The sequence below is a fragment of the Corynebacterium halotolerans genome, from assembly GCF_050107895.1.
GTDB lineage: Bacteria > Actinomycetota > Actinomycetes > Mycobacteriales > Mycobacteriaceae > Corynebacterium > Corynebacterium halotolerans_B.
Window position 1 is genome coordinate 199,615 of the sequence record NZ_JBNILW010000003.1, and the last position, 19,927, is coordinate 219,541.

23 protein-coding genes are annotated in these 19,927 nt (G+C 66.0%); 4 read left to right on the forward strand and 19 right to left on the reverse strand.

From position 1 onward, the window contains the following. Positions 1-39: 39 nt before the first annotated feature. Entirely contained in the window at positions 40-1,842 is a 1,803-nt protein-coding gene (locus ACQCVD_RS04825; RefSeq protein ID WP_426822579.1) for a BCCT family transporter, read from the reverse strand. A gap of 171 nt (positions 1,843-2,013) precedes the next feature. Further along, positions 2,014-2,877 carry a 16S rRNA (cytidine(1402)-2'-O)-methyltransferase gene (gene rsmI / locus ACQCVD_RS04830; protein ID WP_426822580.1) on the reverse strand — a complete coding sequence of 288 codons (864 nt, stop codon included), beginning with the start codon at positions 2,875-2,877 and terminating at the stop codon, positions 2,014-2,016. A gap of 49 nt (positions 2,878-2,926) precedes the next feature. Between rsmI and ACQCVD_RS04835 the strand changes: the two genes are divergently transcribed. Then, on the forward strand, positions 2,927-4,501 hold the full coding sequence (locus ACQCVD_RS04835; RefSeq protein ID WP_426822581.1) for a dolichyl-phosphate-mannose--protein mannosyltransferase: 1,575 nt from the start codon (positions 2,927-2,929) through the stop codon (positions 4,499-4,501). Between the two features lie 12 nt (positions 4,502-4,513). Here ACQCVD_RS04835 and ACQCVD_RS04840 read toward each other — a convergent pair whose 3' ends face one another. The 6 genes from ACQCVD_RS04840 to ACQCVD_RS04865 all read right to left on the reverse strand — a co-directional run bounded on the left by ACQCVD_RS04840 (position 4,514) and on the right by ACQCVD_RS04865 (position 9,945). Continuing rightward, positions 4,514-5,179: a zf-HC2 domain-containing protein gene (locus tag ACQCVD_RS04840; RefSeq protein ID WP_426822582.1), complete on the reverse strand. Its 666-nt coding sequence runs from the start codon at positions 5,177-5,179 to the stop codon at positions 4,514-4,516. Continuing rightward, positions 5,172-5,594 (reverse strand): DoxX family protein, encoded by a 423-nt coding sequence (locus tag ACQCVD_RS04845; protein ID WP_426822583.1) that lies wholly within the window; start codon positions 5,592-5,594, stop codon positions 5,172-5,174. Before ACQCVD_RS04845 ends, ACQCVD_RS04840 begins: the two co-directional genes overlap by 8 nt. A 74-nt stretch (positions 5,595-5,668) precedes the next feature. Continuing rightward, on the reverse strand, positions 5,669-6,829 hold the full coding sequence (gene glpR, locus ACQCVD_RS04850) for a gephyrin-like molybdotransferase receptor GlpR (protein WP_426822584.1): 1,161 nt from the start codon (positions 6,827-6,829) through the stop codon (positions 5,669-5,671). A gap of 100 nt (positions 6,830-6,929) precedes the next feature. Next, positions 6,930-7,622 carry a GNAT family N-acetyltransferase gene (locus tag ACQCVD_RS04855; RefSeq protein ID WP_426822585.1) on the reverse strand — a complete coding sequence of 231 codons (693 nt, stop codon included), beginning with the start codon at positions 7,620-7,622 and terminating at the stop codon, positions 6,930-6,932. 4 nt (positions 7,623-7,626) lie between these two features. After that, positions 7,627-8,916 (reverse strand): gephyrin-like molybdotransferase Glp, encoded by a 1,290-nt coding sequence (gene glp, locus ACQCVD_RS04860; protein WP_426822586.1) that lies wholly within the window; start codon positions 8,914-8,916, stop codon positions 7,627-7,629. An 87-nt stretch (positions 8,917-9,003) separates the two neighbouring features. Beyond that, complete coding sequence (locus ACQCVD_RS04865; RefSeq protein WP_426822587.1) at positions 9,004-9,945, reverse strand: UTP--glucose-1-phosphate uridylyltransferase; 942 nt, start codon at positions 9,943-9,945, stop codon at positions 9,004-9,006. A 163-nt stretch (positions 9,946-10,108) separates the two neighbouring features. Between ACQCVD_RS04865 and ACQCVD_RS04870 the strand changes: the two genes are divergently transcribed. The 3 genes from ACQCVD_RS04870 to mscL all read left to right on the forward strand — a co-directional run bounded on the left by ACQCVD_RS04870 (position 10,109) and on the right by mscL (position 11,950). Then, positions 10,109-10,717 (forward strand): 5-formyltetrahydrofolate cyclo-ligase, encoded by a 609-nt coding sequence (locus ACQCVD_RS04870; protein ID WP_426822588.1) that lies wholly within the window; start codon positions 10,109-10,111, stop codon positions 10,715-10,717. 38 nt (positions 10,718-10,755) lie between these two features. Beyond that, positions 10,756-11,391, forward strand: a complete 636-nt coding sequence (locus ACQCVD_RS04875) for an SAF domain-containing protein (protein ID WP_426822589.1) — start codon at positions 10,756-10,758, stop codon at positions 11,389-11,391. A 130-nt stretch (positions 11,392-11,521) separates the two neighbouring features. Continuing rightward, positions 11,522-11,950 (forward strand): large conductance mechanosensitive channel protein MscL, encoded by a 429-nt coding sequence (mscL, locus tag ACQCVD_RS04880; RefSeq protein ID WP_426822590.1) that lies wholly within the window; start codon positions 11,522-11,524, stop codon positions 11,948-11,950. 5 nt (positions 11,951-11,955) lie between these two features. Here the strand turns inward: mscL and ACQCVD_RS04885 are convergent, their stop codons facing one another. From ACQCVD_RS04885 to ACQCVD_RS04935, 11 genes are all read right to left on the reverse strand, one after another. After that, entirely contained in the window at positions 11,956-12,177 is a 222-nt protein-coding gene (locus tag ACQCVD_RS04885; RefSeq protein WP_426822591.1) for a hypothetical protein, read from the reverse strand. A 2-nt stretch (positions 12,178-12,179) separates the two neighbouring features. Continuing rightward, a complete protein-coding gene (locus ACQCVD_RS04890) occupies positions 12,180-12,761 on the reverse strand; it encodes a MogA/MoaB family molybdenum cofactor biosynthesis protein (RefSeq protein WP_426822592.1) in 582 nt (193 codons plus the stop codon). Between the two features lie 76 nt (positions 12,762-12,837). Next, the gene (locus ACQCVD_RS04895) at positions 12,838-14,124 is read right to left on the reverse strand and encodes a S1C family serine protease (protein ID WP_426822593.1); all 1,287 of its coding nucleotides are present in this window, start codon (positions 14,122-14,124) and stop codon (positions 12,838-12,840) included. A gap of 107 nt (positions 14,125-14,231) precedes the next feature. After that, complete coding sequence (locus tag ACQCVD_RS04900) at positions 14,232-15,677, reverse strand: ATP-binding protein (RefSeq protein WP_426822594.1); 1,446 nt, start codon at positions 15,675-15,677, stop codon at positions 14,232-14,234. A gap of 128 nt (positions 15,678-15,805) precedes the next feature. Further along, positions 15,806-16,498 (reverse strand): response regulator transcription factor, encoded by a 693-nt coding sequence (locus ACQCVD_RS04905; RefSeq protein WP_426822595.1) that lies wholly within the window; start codon positions 16,496-16,498, stop codon positions 15,806-15,808. A gap of 420 nt (positions 16,499-16,918) precedes the next feature. Next, positions 16,919-17,164: a 30S ribosomal protein S18 gene (rpsR, locus tag ACQCVD_RS04910; RefSeq protein ID WP_426822596.1), complete on the reverse strand. Its 246-nt coding sequence runs from the start codon at positions 17,162-17,164 to the stop codon at positions 16,919-16,921. 15 nt (positions 17,165-17,179) lie between these two features. Then, a complete protein-coding gene (gene rpsN / locus ACQCVD_RS04915) occupies positions 17,180-17,485 on the reverse strand; it encodes a 30S ribosomal protein S14 (RefSeq protein ID WP_015400294.1) in 306 nt (101 codons plus the stop codon). Between the two features lie 3 nt (positions 17,486-17,488). Next, positions 17,489-17,653, reverse strand: a complete 165-nt coding sequence (gene rpmG, locus ACQCVD_RS04920) for a 50S ribosomal protein L33 (protein WP_426822597.1) — start codon at positions 17,651-17,653, stop codon at positions 17,489-17,491. Positions 17,654-17,655: 2 nt separating this feature from the next. Further along, positions 17,656-17,892, reverse strand: coding sequence for a 50S ribosomal protein L28 (gene rpmB / locus ACQCVD_RS04925; RefSeq protein WP_426822598.1), 237 nt, complete (start codon positions 17,890-17,892; stop codon positions 17,656-17,658). Between the two features lie 171 nt (positions 17,893-18,063). Then, the gene (locus ACQCVD_RS04930; RefSeq protein WP_426822599.1) at positions 18,064-18,687 is read right to left on the reverse strand and encodes a response regulator; all 624 of its coding nucleotides are present in this window, start codon (positions 18,685-18,687) and stop codon (positions 18,064-18,066) included. After that, complete coding sequence (locus ACQCVD_RS04935; RefSeq protein ID WP_426822600.1) at positions 18,684-19,853, reverse strand: sensor histidine kinase; 1,170 nt, start codon at positions 19,851-19,853, stop codon at positions 18,684-18,686. Before ACQCVD_RS04935 ends, ACQCVD_RS04930 begins: the two co-directional genes overlap by 4 nt. Between the last annotated feature and the right edge of the window lie 74 nt (positions 19,854-19,927).

Sequence of the window (19,927 nt, forward strand, 5' to 3'; positions counted from 1 at the left end):
TTTATGTCCGCCCGGGCTTCAGCAGCGGCGTAGCAGTTCCTAGGGGCGGCGCAACTTCTGGCGCACGGACTTCCGGTCACGCAATTCAGTGCGGCGGCGGTGTTCCGCGTGCACACGACGCTCGCGCGCCAGTCGGGCAGCGAATTTCTGCTGGTCCCGGTAGTCCTTGTAGATCACGTCATTCTTGAGGTCCTTGACGATGGCGAACATCAGTCCGATGACAACAAACAGGAAGGGCACCGCAGCGACGATCGTGACGTTCTGGATGTTGTTCAGCGCATCCTCACCAGCGGAGATCAGCAGGGTCATGCCGATCAGTGCCGTCATGAGCCCCCAGACCGCGGAGACCCAGGGGTTGGCGTCGGACTTGCCGTTCTGGGAGATCGTGCCCATCACCGTGGATGCGGAGTCCGCGGAGGTGATGAAGAAGGTACCCAGCAGGATCACGGCGACGATGCCCATGATGTAGCCGCCGGGCAGTTCGTGCAGGAGGTTGAACAGCTGGGATTCGGCGGAACCGTCACCCCAGATGGAGTTTCCCTCCCGTTCAAAGGTGATGGCGGTGCCACCGAAGATGGCGAACCAGACGATGGAGACACCGGAGGGCACCAGCAGTACACCGAGCATGAACTCACGGATGGAGCGGCCGCGGGAGATGCGTGCCAGGAACATGCCGACGAACGGGCTCCAGGAGATCCACCACGCCCAGTAGAAGATGGTCCAGCCACTGAGCCATTCGCCGGCGGTGCCGTCCGCGGCCTCGGCGGTACGGCCGGCCATCTCGAAGAACTGGCTGAGATAGGTGCCGACCGAGCCGGGGATCAGGTTCAGGGTGGCCACGGTCGGGCCGACGACGAAGACGAACAGCGCCAGGATGGCGGCCAGGACGATGTTGAAGTTTGAGATGTACTGGATACCCTTGCCCACACCCGAGATGGTCGAAAGCAGGAAGGCCAGGGTCAGCACGGAGACGATCCCGGCGACGGTCCAGGTGCCCGGATCCTCCACGATGCCGGCGGATGACAGGCCCGCACCGATCTGGAGAGCGCCCAGTCCCAGCGAACAGGCCGTGCCGAAGACCGTGGCGAAGATCGCCAGGATATCGATGATCTTGCCGAACAGGCCATTGGCGTTCTTCTCGCCCACCAGTGGCGTGAAGGCGGAACTGATGAGCTGTTTCCGCCCCAACCGGAAAGTGGAGTAGGCGATCGCCAGGCCGACGATGGCGTAGATGGCCCAGGGGTGGAGGGTCCAGTGGAACATCGCGGACGACATCGCCGTACCGACCTCGTATTCCGCGTGCCCGGGTACCCCGTCACGGTAGAAGGTCAGCGGTTCGGACGCGCCGTAGAACATCAGGCCAATGCCCATCCCGGCGGCGAACATCATCGCGATCCAGGAGATCGTGTGGAATTCGGGGGCCTCGTCAATCTTGCCCAGCCGGATCGACCCGAACTTGCTGAAGGCGATCACCAGGACGAACGCCACGAACACGGTGCCGAAGAGAATGAAGGCCCAGCCGAGGTTGGTCACGACCCAGTCAAGTGCAGTCGCAGCGGTGTTGGTGAAGCCCTCACCGCCGGTCAGGCCCCAGATCGCGGTAGCCAGGATGATGATCGCGGCCGGCACCACGACGGACCAGTTGATCGGTTGGTCCTTGCGTTCCGCCGCGAGTTCAACGTCCTCTTCGCTGCTGCCCAGCCCCTTCTCGATGACCGAGCTGTCCGAGAGCATTCCCGCGAGCTGCTCCGTGGCTGTCGACGCCTGAATCTCGTCTTCGACAGTTCCCTCCAACGGGGGTGTCACAGCCGGTTTGTCGGCATTCTGGTCATTAGTTGTCATGCTATCCAGAATCCGGCAGAAACGGGGATATATCAACTTAAAATAGCAGCTCACCGCGCCGCACCCACGAAAGAGCCGCAACCTTTACCCGTTCTTTACCCCTAACCGCGCAGCGCAATAGGCAAGTTCCTGAATATAGGTAACATTTCGATAACTATCCCAGCGGGGGTGTCAGCCGCGGGCCGCGAGCACCGCCTCATAGAGTTCCCGGTTCGAGATGCCGCGCGTTGCCGCGATGTCCTTGCACACGTCCTTGAGCCGCTCGCCGTCGGCCACGCGTTCCTCCACTGCAGACACCAGGGCACTGACGTCCACTTCTTCCTCGTCCGCGCCCTCCAGGACCACGGTGATCTCGCCCCGTACTCCCCCGGCGGCCCACTCCGCCAATTCCGGCAAGGTGCCGCGGCGGACCTCCTCATAGGTCTTCGACAATTCCCGGCACACCGCCGCCCGCCGGGTGGCACCGAGCACCTCGGCGGCGTCGGCAAGCGTGTCCGCCAGGCGATGCGGTGACTCGAAGAAGCACACTGCGCGCTGCTCGGTTCTCAGGCTGCCCAGCCATTCCCGGCGCGACCCGGTCTTGCGCGGGGCGAAGCCGTCGAAACAGAACTTGCCGACGTTCAGTCCCGACAGTGCCAGAGCGGTGGGGACCGCCGAGGGACCCGGGAAGCAGGTGACCGGTACTCCGGCGTCATGGGCGGCATCCACCAGGGACAACCCCGGGTCCGAGACCACCGGCATCCCGGCGTCGGTGACCACCAGGACGGTGCCGGTCCGGGCGGCGTCGATCAGCTGCCGTACCCGACCTTCTTCATTGTGATCGAAGTTGGACAGTACCTTCCCCCGGATGCCCACCCCGAGACTCGCGGCCAGCGCGCGCGTGCGGCGGGTATCCTCCGCGGCGATCACGTCCGCTTCGGCCAGCCCCTGCCGGAGCCTTGCAGATGCATCCCCGATGTTGCCCAACGGGGTCGCGGCGATGATCACACCACGGGGCAGCGGGCCGGTGGTTTCCAAGTGTTCTGTACTGTCCATGTCCCCCAGCATCCCACACCTGCCGTAGGTGACCTCTAGAATCATCCGGGTGAGCACCTCAGTTGAACCTGCGCCCGACGCACCGGCCGCCGCACACCCGGCGCCACCGGTGCCCCACCGTCACCGGTGGCGCCGGGCGGACACGCTGAGTGTGCTGGTGATCGGGGCGCTCGCGGCGCTGACCCGGTTCACCGGACTGTCCGTGGCCAACGATGACGGCACCCCGGTCTTCGACGAGAAGCACTACGTGCCCCAGGCCTGGGACATCGTCCGCTCCAGCGTGAACCCGTTGATCGGCGGTATTGAGTCCAACCCGGGGTACGGCCTCGTGGTGCACCCGCCGTTGGCCAAACAATTGATCGCGCTCGGCGAGCAGGTCTTCGGTTACACCCCGCTCGGGTGGCGGGTGATGACCGCCTTGTTCGGCACCGCCCTGGTGCTGATGATCATGGCCCTGGTGCGCCAGCTCAGCCACTCCTGGCAGGTGGCAGCCCTGGCCGGGCTCCTGGCGGTGTTCGACGGGGTGCTGCTGGTTTCCTCGCGCTTCGGCATGCTCGACATCTTCCAGGTTTTCTTCATCGTCGCGGGAGCCTGGGCTCTGGCCCGGGACCACCAACAGATGCACCACCGGCTCCACCACGCCTGGCTCCACGGATTGCTGGGAGACAGTGACTTCGGCCCCCGGTTGGGCTTCCGCTGGTGGCGGTTCACCGCCGGGGTGCTGCTCGGCCTGGCGCTGTCCGTGAAATGGTCCGGCCTGTACTACATCGCCTTCTTCGGCCTGCTCAGCGTCTTCACTGATCTGGCGTTGCGACGCCGCTATGGAATCCGCCGTCCCGTGCTCGGCACGTTGGTCCGGGACACCCTCCCGGCGCTGGCGTCGCTGGTCCTGGTTCCCGCGCTGCTCTACCTGTTCAGCTGGCGGGCCTGGTTCGCCTCGGAGACGAGCGTCTACCGGCACGCCGCGGTGGACGGCACCATCCCGGACGACTCCTGGCTGCAGCTGTTTCCCGGGGCACTGGCCGGCTGGCTGCACTATCATTTCTCGGTCCTGGACTTCCATGCCTCGCTGACCACCTCCGGCGGTCACAGCCACCCCTGGGATTCCAAGCCCTGGTCCTGGCTCGTGGCGGCCCGTCCGATCCTCTACTACTCCAACACCGACCTGGAGTGTGCCGCGGGCAGTTGCCGGGAGATGATCTTCCTCTTCGGTACTCCTGCGATCTGGTGGTTGACGGTGCCGGTACTCCTGTGGGGGGTATGGTCATTGATCATCCGGCGCGACCGCCGTTTCCTGTTGCCGTTGGTGGCGTTCACCGCCGGCTTCCTGCCCTGGTTGATCGGCTATGACCGGCAGATGTACTTCTTCTACGCCGCGGCGCTCGTGCCGTTCACCATCTGTCTGCTGGCGCTGACTCTCGGCCAGCTCTGGGGCACGGGGAAACCGGCGGAATGGACCCGCGCGGTGACCGGGGGCCGCGTCCTCACCTGGGGCACGGTCGGGGTCACCAGCTATCTGGCGCTGGTGGTCGCCATGTTCCTGTACTGGTTGCCGATCCTCTATGGCCTGCGGATCCCGGATTCGCTGTACTTCGACCTGATGTGGCTGCCCAGCTGGATCTGAGGTGGTGCGGCGCTACTGCGGCTTCGCCGAGAGTGCCTCCCAGGTGTGCCGGAAAGCGTCCGCACCATAGTTGTTCAGCCAGGACCAGACGAGCACCCCGAGGGTGACAAAAAGCAGGAAGAGATGCCCCAGCTGGCCTGCGTTGGACATCCCCAGCACCACATCCCGGGCGGCGAAACCGGCGCTGAACGTGAACAGGGCCCCGAGGATCGGCACCATCCCCACCACCAGGCGGGGCTGCCACGCGGCGAAGAACAACCCGAAGCCCAGCGCCAACCGGAAAGCGGCGGATTCCACCAGGAGGGCGGAGTACCCGTCGTCGATCAGCTGGGCCGGTGTAGTGGCCAGCATGCTGACCGACCATCCCACGAAGATGAGCCCCAGCAGCACCAGCAGCAACCGCGTGACCGCCAGGCCGAGTGCCCGGGAGGCCGCCCGACGACGCCACTCCGGTTCCACCCCGGCCAGAATCACGTCAGACAGATCGGGGGCCGGTTCCTCCGCCAGATCCCGCGTGGCCGGCTGCAGAGTCTGACTGAGGGCGATGATCTCCCGGTAAAAGGCCTGGCACTGCTCACAGCTGGCGAGGTGGGCGTCGATGACATCATCCGGGTAGCCGGTGGGTTCGCCGTCCACCCGAGCCGACAGCGCCGCCTGGACCTCCTGATGCTCAAGCACGGGACAACACCCCGTCCACGCTGGCCCGTCCGGACCCGAAGACAACGATCATGAGCAGCCCCGCGATCAACACCAACGGATACTCCACGCCGCCACCGGACACCAGACCGTTATCGCCGAAAAACCCCTGATCGAGGTGGACGAAATATGCCGCGGCCACCATCAGCAGAGCAAGCGCCCCAGCGAGGATGGTGGTCAGCAGACCGACCGTCAACAGGGCACCGCCGAGCAGTTCCCCGATCCCGGCGATATAGGCGGACAACTTCGGTTGCGGCACTCCCCAGGCACTGAACTGACCGGTGGTTTCGACGATCCCGGTGATAAACAGCTTGTCCCACCCGTGGGCGATGAACACCACCCCCAACACCGCGCGGAAGACCAGCAACGCTGTATCCCTGACCACCGGCTTATCCATGAAGCACAGAATACCTTCTCCCCCGCGACGCCTCGACGCAGCCACGCCCACCGACGGGGCACCCCGAGGACGGGTCAGCTGACGCGGCGGCGTTCGGACAGGTCGTAGGTCGTGGCGTGCTGGGAAGTGCCGGCCCGGTCGAAGGCAGTCGGCGACATGGCTTCCAGATGCTCGAAATCAGGGCTCTCGTCATCGATCTCCAGCACGACCGCGCCCGGACGCCGCAGCTGGCGGGGCAGGGGACGTTCGTCCTCCTCGGAACGCCGGACCCCGAGACGGGAGCGGCGCAACTGACGGATGCGGCGGGCCCGCAGCGCCTGCTCCTGACGCACCTGGCCACGCAGCGCGGCCAGATAGAACACGCTCAGTGCCACCGCGAGCACCGGCAGCGTCCAGATCCAGCCACCGAAGATGAAGCCGAGGATCACCGAGACCGCCACGCCGGCCCCCAGCCCGAGCAGGGTGCGTTGGCGACGCTGGTAGCGGGTGAGCGACTGGTGCTCATCCGCTTCCGGGTCCCAACCGCCCCGGCCCCGGCGGCGCTGCGCGAATTCCAGTTCCTCCTCGGTCAGGTCACCGTCAGCAGCGGACGAGCCCTCGCCCCGGACATCGTCCGCTTCCGCAGGCAGGAAGTCATGGGCGTCCTGCCGGGTGACCGGCGCCGCCGGGGCGGGGTCGCCCGCGGCCCGCGGGTCCAGCAGATCCGCCGGCGAGGTGTAGGCCTCGGAGACCTCGTAGTACTTGTCATCGGCGGAGAACTCATCCGGCTCAGGCACCGCCTCCACCGCCGGCATGGCCAGGGTGACGGTAGTCTCCGGGGTGGATTCGGTCGGAGCGGATTCGAGTTCGTGGACGAGGTCACCGTCGACGACCCGGTCCTCCGTCAGATCCTCCGCCTTGCTCTCCCGGCGCCGGAACTTAGCCGAGGCAGAGGCGAAGACATTGCCGATGCCACCGGTGGCCTGTCCTTCCTCACGGTCATCGATCAGCACGTCATCGACGTCCACCAGCTCATAGTTCTCGTCGTCCTCGTCACGGGGAGCCCGGACATCGGCCGGAGTGACCCGCGGACGTCTGCGGCTCCGCAGCACCCCGCTGCCGCCCTCGTGAATGACGCGTGTCTCATCGAAGGCTTCGCCTGCCTTGCGGATGGGCTTCTGCCCTCTCAGCAGCAGCGGTGCGAGCACAAAGAGCCACACCACGATGATCAGGACAATTACCAGACTTCCGGACACGTGGGGGTTCCGCCTTCCAGTTGGGAATGGACAGCAATGACCCCCAGCTTAACCAGCGACCGGAATCACAACCCGTTGCCACGCCGGGGAAGCCCCACGTTCACTGGATCCGGCCGGCCGCGCGCAGCCGGGAGACACAGGTGTCCGGGTGGTCTTCCGTGGTCTGCGCCACAAAATGGTGGTCCCGCCACTGCCCATCGATGTGAAGGTTGCGCCGCAGCAGCCCCTCCCGGCGGAACCCGTTGGCCGCCAGCACCGCCCCCGAAGCCGGGTTGCTGGGCAGGTACGTGGCGGTGACCCGGTGCAGGCCGATCCTCCGGAAGGCGTGGTCGACGCCCAGGGCACAGGCCGCGGTGGCCACTCCCCGGCCCATGTGACCGCTGAAGACCCAGTAGCCGATCCAGCAGGAGGACACACTGCCGTGCTGGATATTGCCGAGAGTCACCTGTCCGGCGAACCGGCCGTCGAGCTCGATGGTCAACGGCACGACGATCCCGCGGCCGGCCAGATCCCGCAGCGACATCAGGTTGCTGCGCCACGCCCCGGTGTTGTGTGCCTGATTCCAGCTCTCGTGCGCGGTGGGTTCCACCGGACGCAGGTACTCCTCGTCGAGCAGCCTCATCTCACGCCAGTCACGACCGTCGGAACGCAGCAGCGGCCGGAGCCGGAGCCGCGCACCATCCCGCAGCCGGACGTCGGGAGTGGACTCGGGCCAGCCCGGGTGCAGCGGGTGGGGGTGGGAGGTGGCGGGCGACCGCAGGCGGACCGCGGCGGTACCGAAGGGATCGATCATCAGGTCACTGACTCTGGGAGAGGAACAGCACCTCGACGACATCGCCGGGGCGGACCTCGGTGACCTCCTCGGGGATCCGGATCATGGCGTTGGCCTCGCTCAGCCCGGCCAGGAGGTGGGCCGGCGCGCCGGTCGCCCCACCCAGCCCCTCGACCAGGTAGTCGTGGGTCTCTGAATCCCGCATCAGGCGCGCGCGGATGTAGCCGCGCCGCCCCGCGCGGGAGGCGACATGGTTGAGGGCCCGGGCGCGAACCACGCGGCGGTTTGCGTTGCGCTTGCCCAGGGACAGCCGGATCAGCGGGCGGACAAAGATCTCGAAGGTCACCAGTGCGGAGACCGGGTTGCTCGGCAACAGGAAGACCGGGATCTGGTCGGGGCCGAGCAGACCGAAGCCCTGCACCGAGCCGGGATGCATGGCCACCCGGGAGGTGTCGATGTCGCCGATCTCGGACAGCACCTTCCTGATGGTCTCGGAAGCGGCACCGCCCACTGCCCCGGAGATGACCATGATCTCACTACGCAGCAGCTGACCCTCGATGATGTCCCGCAGCCGTCGGGGTTCACCCTCGATGATGCCCACCCGGTGGACGTCGGCACCCGCCTCCCGTCCGGCGGCGGCCAACGAGTAGGAGTTGACGTCGAAGACCTGCCCCAGGCCCGGGTCCCGGTCGATGTCGACCAGTTCGTGCCCCAACGAGAGCACGGAGAGCCGGGGACGGGGGTAGACCAGGACCTTGGCGCGGCCAACGGCGGCCAGCAGTCCGATCTGCGAGGGGCCGAGCACTGATCCGGAGCTGACGGCGACGTCGCCGGGCTGAATGTCATCGCCCGGGCGGCGGACGAAGTCCCCGGACCGCACCGGCTGTTCGGCGACCACGCGCTTGCGGCCCCGGTCGGACCACGCCAGCGGCAGCACGGCGTCGGCAAGCGTGGGCAGCGGGGCACCGGTGTGCACCCGCACCGCCTGCTTCGGCTGCAGTCGCAGCGGGCGCTGGGACCCCGCGTGAACCTCGCCGACCACCGGCAGGGAGCGTTCCGGCAGAGGCTTGGGGGTGGCCGGAGCCACGGCCTCTTCCTCCTGGATGAGTCGGCCGAGCCCCCGTTCACCGCCGACGTCGACTGCCCGCACCGCGTAGCCGTCGATGGCCGCCTGCGGGAAACCGGGCAGCGCGCGGGTGGCCTGCACCTCTTCCGCGCACATGAGCCCCAGGGCATCGGCGATCGCGGTACGAACCGGCTCAGGGGTCACCGCTGAGTCAGTGACCAGCGCCAACTGCTGTTCAACGGAACGCACTCACGTTCTCCTCTCGGGATGAAACGACTAACCGGGAAGTCTACCGGCGCGACGGGCGGATTCCGGGACTTCCCGCGGTGGAGTGTGTCAGGCCTGTTCCGCGCCCGCCGGGGACTCGCCATCGACTTCGTCGAGGATTTCCAGGATCGCCTTGCGCAGGGCCGGGCCGTACTTCGGGTCACGGAGTCCGAAATCCACACACGCCCGGATGTACCCCCCGGGGTTGCCCAGGTCGTGACGGCTGCCGCGGTGGACGACCACGTGCACCGGGTGCCCCTCCTCGATCAGCAGGGCGATGGCGTCGGTCAGCTGGAGCTCGCCGCCCTTGCCCGGCTTGATGCGGCGCAGCGCATCGAAGATCGCCCGGTCCAGCAGATAGCGGCCGGTGGCGACGTAATTGGAGGGGGCGTCCGCCGGATCCGGCTTCTCCACCATGCCCTTGACCCGCTTGACGTCCTCGCGGCCGTCGACCTCCTCGATGTCGAAGACGCCGTAGTTGTAGACCTCGTCCGGGTCCACCTCGATCGCGCACAGCACGGTGCCCCCCAGCTCCGCACGAACCTTGGCCATTTCCTCGACCGCACCCATCGGCAGCACGAGGTCGTCGGGCAGCATCACGGCGAAGGAGTCCTCGTCCTCGCCCAGCACCGATTCCGCCAGGCCGACCGCATGCCCCAGCCCCAGTGGACGTTCCTGTTCCACGGCCACCGGGGTGATCAGCTCATTGGCCCGACGGACCTTGGCGACCTGCTCATCCTTCCCGCGCTCCGTCAGCGTCTCCTCCAGCTGCGGGAATCGCTCGAAGTGGGCGAGGATCTCCTGCTTGCTCGGAGCGGTGATCACGGCCAGGCGTTCGGCCCCCAGCTTGGCCGCCTCCTCCGCGATCAGCTCGATACCCGGGGTATCGACGACCGGGAGTAGCTCCTTGGGCACGGTCTTGGTCGCAGGCAGGAACCTTGTTCCCATGCCGGCCGCCGGGACGACCACGGTCTTCACCCCGTGGTTGCGGTCTTCGTTCGGGAAATTCATGCAATTCACCATACCTGGGTCTCGGTGTGGCACGGCGCAAGAGGCGGTACAGCGTGTGTGTCACCCCCGCCCGCACCGGCAGGGTCCCCGACCGGCACACCCAGGTGTGAGCTGCTCAACCCCGGGGGTGGGAACCGTGCGGCATCCGTCCTATCGTTGGTTCATGGACATTCGCGAGGCCAAAAAGGACATGCGGACCCGGTTGCTGCAGGCGCGCCGTGGCATGAGTGACAGTGACCTGCACCGCGAGGACTCCGCAGTGGCCTCGTACACCGCCTCTCTGCTGCGCGCCCGGTCGGGCACCCCGTCCACCATCGCCGCCTACATGCCCCGCCGCGGAGAACCCGGCGGCACCCTCCTGTTGAACGCCCTGCACACGCAGGCCCCGACCATCCTGCTCCCCATCTCCGGGGAGAATGGGGTGCTGGAATGGTCGACGTACAAGGGCGAGATGGCGTTACGTCCCGGAAAGCTCGCCATCCCCGAACCCACCGGGGACCGCTTCCCCACCGCCGCCCTGACCGAGTGTGACGTCATCTTCGTACCGGCGCTGGCCTGCACGCCGTCGGGTATCCGGCTGGGCAAGGGCGGCGGTTACTATGACCGGGCTCTGGCGGAGCTGGACCGCCTCACCCGTGGGAAGACCCCGACTACCGCGGTGCTGCTCTACAACGGCGAGATCCGTGATGATCTCCCCGTCGAGGACCATGACCGGGCAGTGGACATCATCATCACCCCCACGGGCATCCGCCACCTCAACCACGCGGACTAACGGGAACCGACCGAGTCTGAGGACGGTCAGATCAAGGTGTGAGCCGCCGTTTCCGTCCCTCCCTCCTGACCACAGTGCGCACCCCCGGCTGGCGCCGCGCCGTCCTGTTGCGGCGTGGCGCGGCAGTGGTCCTGCTCAGCGCCGCCGTCCTGACCACCGTGCACCGTGGGGACGCAGACGACACCCGTCTCGCGGTGACCGTCCGGGACATTCCCGCGGGTGCCACCGTCGGTGAGGACGACCTGAGTCTGGTCCCCGTGCCGGAGCACCTGCGGCCGGCCGGTGCGGTCACGGATCCGGTCCCCGTCGCAGGTCAGGTGGCGGCGACGGCGCTGCCGGCCGGGAGCATTCCGACGTCGGGGAGCTTCGTCGGTCAGCGGCTGGTGGACGAACTGCTCGCGGGGTCCCCGGAACCCGGCAACCTGGTGCCCCTGAAGCTGGCGGAGCCGGAGGTCATTGCGTTGCTGCGCCACGGCGACACGGTCACCGTGGTCAGTCACCGTCCGGAGTCCCCGGAACCGGTGGTCATCGCCGAACACGCCCGGGTGGTTCTGGCGGAATCGACGGAGGAGGCCGCCACGGTGCTGGTGGCGTTGCCGGAGACCGCGGCCCGACAGGTTGCGGCAGCCGCACTGACCACACCGTTGGCGGTGGTGCTCACCGGACCGCGGTGAAACAGCGGGGCCGATCGGAGCTGCACCGCGACGCAGCTCTGGCAGCCCCGGACCGGTTTCGCTAATGTCCTACTGGTCCAGGTGCCCGCAGTGGCACACATCATTCAGGGCTACAGCAAGGAGGAGCGGAATGCTCCAGGGATTCAAGGATTTCATTCTTCGCGGTAATGTGGTGGAACTCGCGGTCGCGGTTGTGATCGGTACCGCCTTCACCGCAATTGTCACGGCATTCTCCGACCACATCATCAACCCGCTCCTCGCTGCCGTCGGCGGCAGCCCGGACGTCAACGGTCTGGCGGTCCAGCTCATCGGGGGCAATCCCGAGACGGTGGTGGACTTCGGTGCCGTGATCACCGCCGCCATCAACTTCCTGATGATCGCCGCCATCATCTACTTCGTGCTGATCATGCCGATGAACAAGCTGAACGAGGCCCTGCAGAAGCGCAAGGGAGTTGTGGAAGCCGAAGAGGAACCGGCGTCCCTGGAGGCGAACCTCCTCGAAGAGATCCGCGACCTACTCAGGTCAGAGCAGTCCTCCGAGGGGCGCCACCAGGCCTGATTCCCTCAACCGTGGTGCGGCGGCCGTTCCCCGCGCCAGAATTCCTCCCGGGAAAGAGAGTCTTCGTCGTGGGTCCCCTCCGGCTCCAGGTCGACGATCCGCTCCCCGTCCCACTCCCCCGCACCACGGAACCTGTCATCCGGCAGATCTGCGGTGCGGTCGATATTTTCTGCCGGTGAAGGCCGGACCACACGACGCCTGCGGCGGGGCTGCGACTGCTCGCTCACGGTCACTCGACGCTGTACTGGTTGATGACGAAGTGCGCCAGCGGAGCCAGCGTGGCCATGCTGTCCCGGATCGCTGTCCGGGAGGCCGCCAGGTTGATGACCACGGTGGAGCCGGACACCCCCGAGATCCCCCGCGAGGTGCACGCGTCCAGCGCGCCGCTGGCCAGCCCCGAGGCCCGCATCGCCTGAGCGATACCGGGAACCAGTTGGTCGAGCACGGAGCGGGTCGCCTCCGGGGTCTTGTCCCGCGGTCCCACCCCGGTACCCCCGACCGTCAGCACCAGATCAACGCCCCCGACCACGGCGGTCTCAATGGCCTGCCGGATCTGGGATTTCTTCGAGCGCACGGTGACCACCGCATCAACCGTGAAATCAGCCTCATTCAGCAGTTCGGTGAGCAGGCGGTCGGTGCCGTCTTCCAGCGCCGTGTCATCATCGTCGACCAGGACCACCAGGGAACGGCGGCGCGGGAGGATCTGATCCTCCTGTTCGGAGGCCAGAAGGAAGTCGTGATCAGGTTCAGCGACGTCGAGCAGGGCAGGGTCGGAGACATTCTCCGTGATCGTGTTCAAGGTGTTGTCCATCAGTATCCTCACATGACGTCTTCGGCCACCCCGGATTCGGGGTCGTCCAGATCTGGGGCGGGTCTTGGCTGTTAACTTACTCGCCGGTCAGCGTTACATCTACCTCTCTGGTGTCATCCGTACCCTGCCGGGTCACCTCAAGCGTGACCGTCGCCCCGAAATCCTGGGAACGCACCGCCGCAATCAGCTCGTCGGAGTTGTCGATCTTCCGGTCATTCATCCGGGTGATCACGTCCCCCTCATTCAACCCGGCCGCAGCGCCGGGACCGTCCTCCTCGACGCTGGCCACCAGTGCGCCTTCCGCCGGTGAGGTCGCGGAGACCTGGACGCCGATCATCGGGTGAGTGGCCTCCCCGGTTTCCACCAGCTGGTCGGCCACCCGCTTGGCGAAGTTCGAGGGGATCGCAAAGCCCAGGCCGATGGAACCGGCGGTGTCGCTACCGCTGCTCAGGGAGGCGATCACGGAGTTCATCCCGATCAAGTTGCCCTCCATGTCCACCAGAGGCCCGCCGGAGTTGCCGGGGTTGATCGCGGCGTCGGTCTGCACGGCGTCGATCAGGGAGGACTCCCCGCCTTCCCCACCGGCGGCGCGCACCGGTCGGTTCATGGCCGAGACGATGCCGGTGGTGACCGTTGAGGTCAGCCCCAGCGGACTACCGATGGCGACGACCTGCTGGCCGACCTCCAGCTGGTCCGAGTCACCGAACTGGATGACCGGGAGATCCGAGACATCACGGATCTTGATCACCGCGATATCCGTGGAGGGGTCGGAAGCCACATAGTCTGCGGCGAAGGTGCGTTCATCATTGAGCGTCACCTGAATCTGCCCGCCCCCGTCCGCCGCCTCCGAGACCACGTGGTGGTTAGTCAGCACGAGCCCGTCCGAGGAGATGATCGACCCCGATCCTTCCCCCACCGCGGTACGGGAGGCCACCTGGATGGCCACGACGGATGGCAGGGTCTGATCGGCCACCTGCTCCACGCTACCGGCGGGGGCCGTCTCCCCGCGGTCCGCGCTCGGCGCGCTGAGGGAGTTGACTGGCTCCGAACCGGACGACCCCGATGTATTGCCCACCACGACTCCCGTGATGGCTCCGGCCGCCACTGCCGCTGCGACAATCAGTGCCAGGGCGGTCCCCAGCCCGACGGTGCGCTTTCCTTTCGGTCGCGGTTCCTCATCGACGGCGACCGGTGGGACGGCGCTGTTCTGGGGCGGGAGACTCTGCGTGGTCTGTTCCGGGGCCTGCTGGGACTGTCCCCAGCCGGCGTAGGGTGAGTCCACCGGCTCATAATTTTCCCGGGGGGCTCCGGCGCCCCACCCCTGACTGCCGTTGCGGGGGTCATTCGGAGTCGTGTTGTTCATGAGCCCTATTCTGCCTTCTCCTACTGTGTCAGCGCTGGTGAAGATCTGCCAGGTTCACCAGCATCGGCTGGGAATTTCCTGTACAGGCTCCCACCAGCGCAAACCACTCACGTCAAGCCGTCTTTGTTGCGTTTCATCCACCGCTCTGCGAACACCTGCCCCCGCCCCTTGGGCTCGGCCACCCGCACGTGTCCGTTGCTGTCACCGGTGGTCTCCGGCTTCCCCGGCAGTGTGATCCTCATCAGCGTGCCGCCGTCATCGGATTCATCCACGACGATCGAACCTCCGTGACGCTCAATCACCTTCTTGACGATCGACAAGCCGAGCCCGGAGCCGGGCATGGACCGGGAACTGACGGACCGGTAGAAGCGCTCGAAGACCCGTTCCCGGTCCGCCACCGGGATGCCCGGGCCGGAATCGGCGATCGTCAGGCCGAAGGTGCGCTCATCCACCGCGGACAACCGGATCCGGACAGTCCCGTCCGCCGGAGACCACTTGGCCGCGTTGTCCATGAGGTTGAGCACCGCCCGGCCCAACGCGAAAGGATCACCGGTGACCTCTCCGCCAACGGTCTTGAGCTCGAAGCTCAGGTCCGGCCGACGCCGTTTCACCCGTTCCAGGGAGGTCTCCACAACCTCCCGGAAATCGATGGACTCCATCGTCTTCTCCGGCGCATCCTCACGGGCGAGATCGACCAGGTCCCCGATCAGCGTCGAGAGCTCCTCCATCTGCGCCATCACATCGCGTTCCAGATCCTTGCGGTCGTCCTCCGAGATCCGTCCCTGGGAACCGTTGCGATTCAACATCATCAACAGCTCGATATTGGTCCGCATCGATGTCAGGGGAGTCTTCAGCTCGTGCCCCGCATCCGCGACCAACTGGGTCTGCCGGGTGCGGGAATCCTGCAACGCCGCCATCATCGCGTTGAAGCTGTGGGTCAGGGTGGCCAGCTCATCATTGCCGTCCACCGGAATCGGCCGGAGCTCATCGGTCCGGGTCACCCGGTCAACTGCGCGCTGGAGCTGGGAGACCGGTCGCAGACCGGCCGAGGAGGTGACCATCCCCGCGGCAATCGCGATGAACACCCCCACCGCGGAAATCGAGAGCAGCACCACACCCAACGAAGTGATGAGTTCCTGGGTGTCGGACATGTCCTGGGCCAGTCGGACAGTGGCACCGTACTCATTGGCGGCCGCCAGCACCCGCTCATTGCCCACGGTGCGCAGCGACACTGTCGTGCCCTCCGCAGACTCATGGAACTCCCCACCCACCGGGATCACGTCGCCGTGATAGGAGCCCCAGCCGCCCGGGGAGATTGAGATCCGGGTGTCCGGGTTATACGCCTTGAAGAGGGAGATCTCATCGTCGATCCGGGCGATGACGAAGGGGTCCAGGGTACGATTCAGCAGGGAATGCGCCTTTTCCTCCAGGTCCCGGTCCACGGAGGCGGTCAGGGACGAGGAGATGGTGGCGTAGGCGACGACCGTCATGGCCCCCATGGACACCAGCACCATCACGGCCGTGAGCATGGACAGCCGCCACCGCAGCGGCATCCGTCGTCCCCGTGCACCGTCCTCCGGCGGGGGCGGCGCCGGGGTCGTCCCGTCTCCCGGGGAAGCCGTGGAAACGGGAAAATCCCGACCCTCCGCTGGAAGCGGAGGCCGGGAAATTCTTCGGAGGATCACGGAGCGGTCTCCCGCAGGACGTAACCGACGCCGCGGACGGTGTGGATCAACCGGGATTCACCGTCCGCCTCGGTCTTGCGCCGGAGATAACCGATGTAGACCTCGAGAGCGTTACCCGAGGTCGGGAAATCATAGCCCCAGACCTCTTCCAGGATGGTCGTGCGTGAGAGCACCCGACGGGGGTTGGCCATCAGCAACTGGAGCAACGCGAACTCCGTGCGGGTCAGGCTGATCGCCCGCTCTCCGCGGTAGACGTCACGGGTTTCGGGGTCGAGGCGGAGATCCTCGAAGTTCAATTCGCTGACCTCAGAGGAGCCGATGGAGTCCGCTGCGGCGCGGCGCATCAGGGAACGGACACGGGCCAGCAGTTCCTCCAGAGCGAAGGGCTTGGGCAGGTAGTCATCGGCACCGGCGTCCAGGCCGGCCACCCGGTCGGAGACTCCGTCCCGGGCGGTGAGCACCAGGATCGGACGGTCGTATCCGGAGCCGCGGAGATTGCGGCAGACCTCCAGCCCGTCCATCCGGGGCATCATCACATCGAGGATGATCAGGTCAGGCTGTTCCCGCTCAATGCTCTCGAGGGCCTCCACGCCATCTTCAGCCAGGGAGACATCGTAGCCGTTGAAGCTGAGGGACCGACGGAGGGAATCCCTGACCGCCTGTTCGTCATCCACCACTAAGATTTTCATGTCTTCCATTATGCGCCATCCCGATGAAACCGCGCTGTCGGTTTCCTGGCGGGTTTCTGTGAAAGTCAAGGAAAACATCAGCGAATGCCCGGCCACCTGCTGTTACTCCGGAAAGCAAAAATTTTCCCGGGTCTGGGGCATTACCCAACTACCGGTGCCGTCACCCCCACCCGGGATCCGGCCTACCTACTCTGAGCTGCCCGTTCCCGGTGCCGGGAAGCTTCGCCACCTTAAGCGGCGTACCAGGAGCCGGTGGGTTCACCGACCCCTCCCCTAGGCCCCGTCCTCAGACAGCAGAAATCGACACAGCCCGCCTCCCCCGAGCTGATGCTCAGGGTGGGCGGGCTGTGCCGGTCCTTTTACCGTGTCACACAAGCCAGCGGCAAAAGTGCGCTGTTGCGTTGCGTCCCGTTGCCGGATTTAGCGGCTGGTGAACGGCAGGAGAGCCATTTCGCGTGCGTTCTTCACGGCGGTGGCAACCTGACGCTGCTGCTGCGGAGTCAGACCGGTGACGCGACGGGAACGGATCTTGTGGCGGTCGGAGATGAACAGACGCAGGGTCTTGACGTCCTTGTAGTCCACCTTCTCGATTCCCTCAGCCTTGAGGGGGTTCTTCTTCGGGCGGCGGGACTGCTCCATCCGCGCCTTCTTGATGTTGCGCTTCATAGTTGTGAAACTCCCTTACCAGCTCGACTTACGAACGCCAGGCAGCTCACCGCGGTGAGCCATCTCGCGCATACGGACACGGGACAGGCCGAACTTGCGGAGGTAACCGCGCGGACGACCGTCGTGGGAGTCGCGGTTGCGGACGCGCACCTTGGCGGCGTCGCGCGGCTGACGGTTCAGCTCGAACTGAGCGTCGAGACGGTCCTCGTCGCTGGTGTTCGGGTTCTTGATGATGTTCTTGAGCTCAGCGCGACGCTCCGCGTAGCGGGCGACGATTTCCTTGCGCTGCTCATTCTTGGCAATCTTTGACTTCTTAGCCATTGATTATCGCTCCTCGCGGAATTCGACGTGCTTGCGGGCGATCGGATCGAACTTCATGAGCTTGATGCGATCGGGGTTGTTGCGCTTGTTCTTCCGGGTGACATAGGTGTAACCGGTGCCAGCCGTAGACTTCAGCTTGATGATCGGGCGGATGTCATTACGAGCCATCTTTAGATCTTCTCCCCACGTGCGCGAATCTGAGCGACAACGGACTCGATGCCGTCACGATCAATGATCTTGAGACCCTTGGTGGAAACGGTCAGGGTGATGGTCCGGCCCTCGGAGGGCAGGAAGAACCGACGACGCTGCACGTTGGGGTTCCAACGACGCGACGTGCGGCGGTGCGAGTGCGAGACAGACTTGCCGAAACCCGGCTTGCGTCCCGTGACCTGGCAAATAGCCGACATGGACTTTCTTTCTCCTAGCCGCCCACGCCGAACTGCTTAAAGCGCCGCACCGGAGGACCGGGGCGCAGTGATGCCAGCTGACGGGGCGATAACGAATACTTACGACAACAGCAAGGGGTTAGCCTACACACTAAACGCGTGATTTCCTAATCCCCTTGTGAGGCCGCATTCTCATATTCCGAGAGCCTTCGCCAACCGCAGGGCAAGCACCGTCCGGTCCCGCGCATCCAGTTTGCGCAGCAACGCCGACACATGATTCTTCACCGTACCCTCCGCCAGCACGAGTTGCCCGGCGATCTCCCGGTTATTGGCCCCACGAGCCACCAGACCGGCGACGACGCGCTCCGTCCGGGTCAACAGCGCCAGCTCGTCCCGACGGCTTTCCGACGCCCGGGCATAGCGGGCGATGCGGGGATCCAGGACCAGTCCCCCACCGGCGGCCGCCCGGATGGCGTCAGCCAGGGCATCAGGGTCGACGTCCTTGAGCAGGTAGCCGGCCGCCCCGGCGTCGATGAGTGAGGACACCAGCTCGGCGTCGTCGAAAGTCGTCAGCACGAGCACCGGCAGCTGCCCGGCACACTCCCGGACCACTCCGAGGCCGTCGGTGCCCGGCATCGCCGCGTCGGTGATGACGATGTCGGCTGCATGGTCGGAACTGAGCTGCACCGCCCGCGACCCGTCCGTGGTGGTGGCGACGATGTCGATGCCCTCGATCGTCTCGAAGAGCAGGCTCATGCCACGCAGCAGCACCGGATGGTCGTCGATGAGGATCGCCCGGACGGTCTCTGCATTCATGCTTCCTCCGGAAGTTCCAGTGTGATCAGAAATCCGCCGTCGATCCCGCCGTGCGGCTCCCCTTCGATGCCCGCGCCCAGCTCCTTCGCCCGGAGCGCCAGGGACTCCAGGCCGTAACCGGGAGGGGCGTCGTTACCGCATCCATTATCGGCGACGGACAGGTGGGTACCGTGAAACCTGATTTCCACCCGGTCGGCCCGGGCATGGCGGATCACGTTGGTCAGCGCCTCCTGGGTGAAACGCAGCAGGAGTTGATTGAGGTCCTCCGCGGGTTCCCGGTCGCCGCTGGCCGCGAAGTCGGCCGTGAGACCGGTGCCGGCGAAGGAACCGGCCAGTCGGGACAGGGCCTCCCGGATGTCGCCGTCCGCAAGTTCCACCGGGGTCATCGCCCGGACTGTCGCCCGCATCTCCCCCAGCGCCTCGGAGGCAGCCGCCCGTGCCTGCCGGATCTCCTCTCTGGCGCGCTCCGGATCCCGGTCCAACATCCGGTCCGCAAAATCAAGACTGAGCCCGACGGTGGTGAGCCGGTGTCCGAGCCCGTCGTGCAACGCCGCGGCCACGCGACTGCGCTCCCGGGACAGTGCCAGATCCCGGGAGCCCCGGAGACTGCGGTTCAGTGCCGCATTGGCCGTCTCAAGCTCGACCAATGCGCGGCGACGTTCACTGTCAAGCAGGTTCGAACGCTTCATGAGATTGGCGAAGGACATACCCGCGACCACCAGCAACAGCGAGTACAACGCCTCCGAGAGAATCCGGATCAGATCCGATCCCGCCACCACATGGACGGACACCAGCAGAACAAGGATGCCCACGCTGTAGAAGTACCCCGCGAGCCTGCCCAGGGTCAGCACGAGAACGATGAGCGCCACCCACTGCAGCGCCACACTGACCAGCGAGTTCGCTATCACATAGGAGATGAAGGAGGTCAGGGCGAAGGCAATGGCAGCTACCGGTTGCCGACACTGGCGCCACCAGATCCACAGTGCCGTCAGCAGGATGGTGGTCAGCACACCGGAAATCTCCCAGGCCGGTGGCCGACCCCCGGCCCCTGCAGCGTTGAGCAGCAGGATCACCGCGATCCCGAAAAAGAAATCCAGCAACTGTGGGCTGACGGCGGGACTATGCCCGTCGTACCCCCGCTGGCGGACCTGTTCCGAAGGTTTCACCCCCTTTACGCTACCGGGGACGTGCCATGACCTGGGTCATGACTTTCTCCCGCCACAATCATGACTCGAGCTAC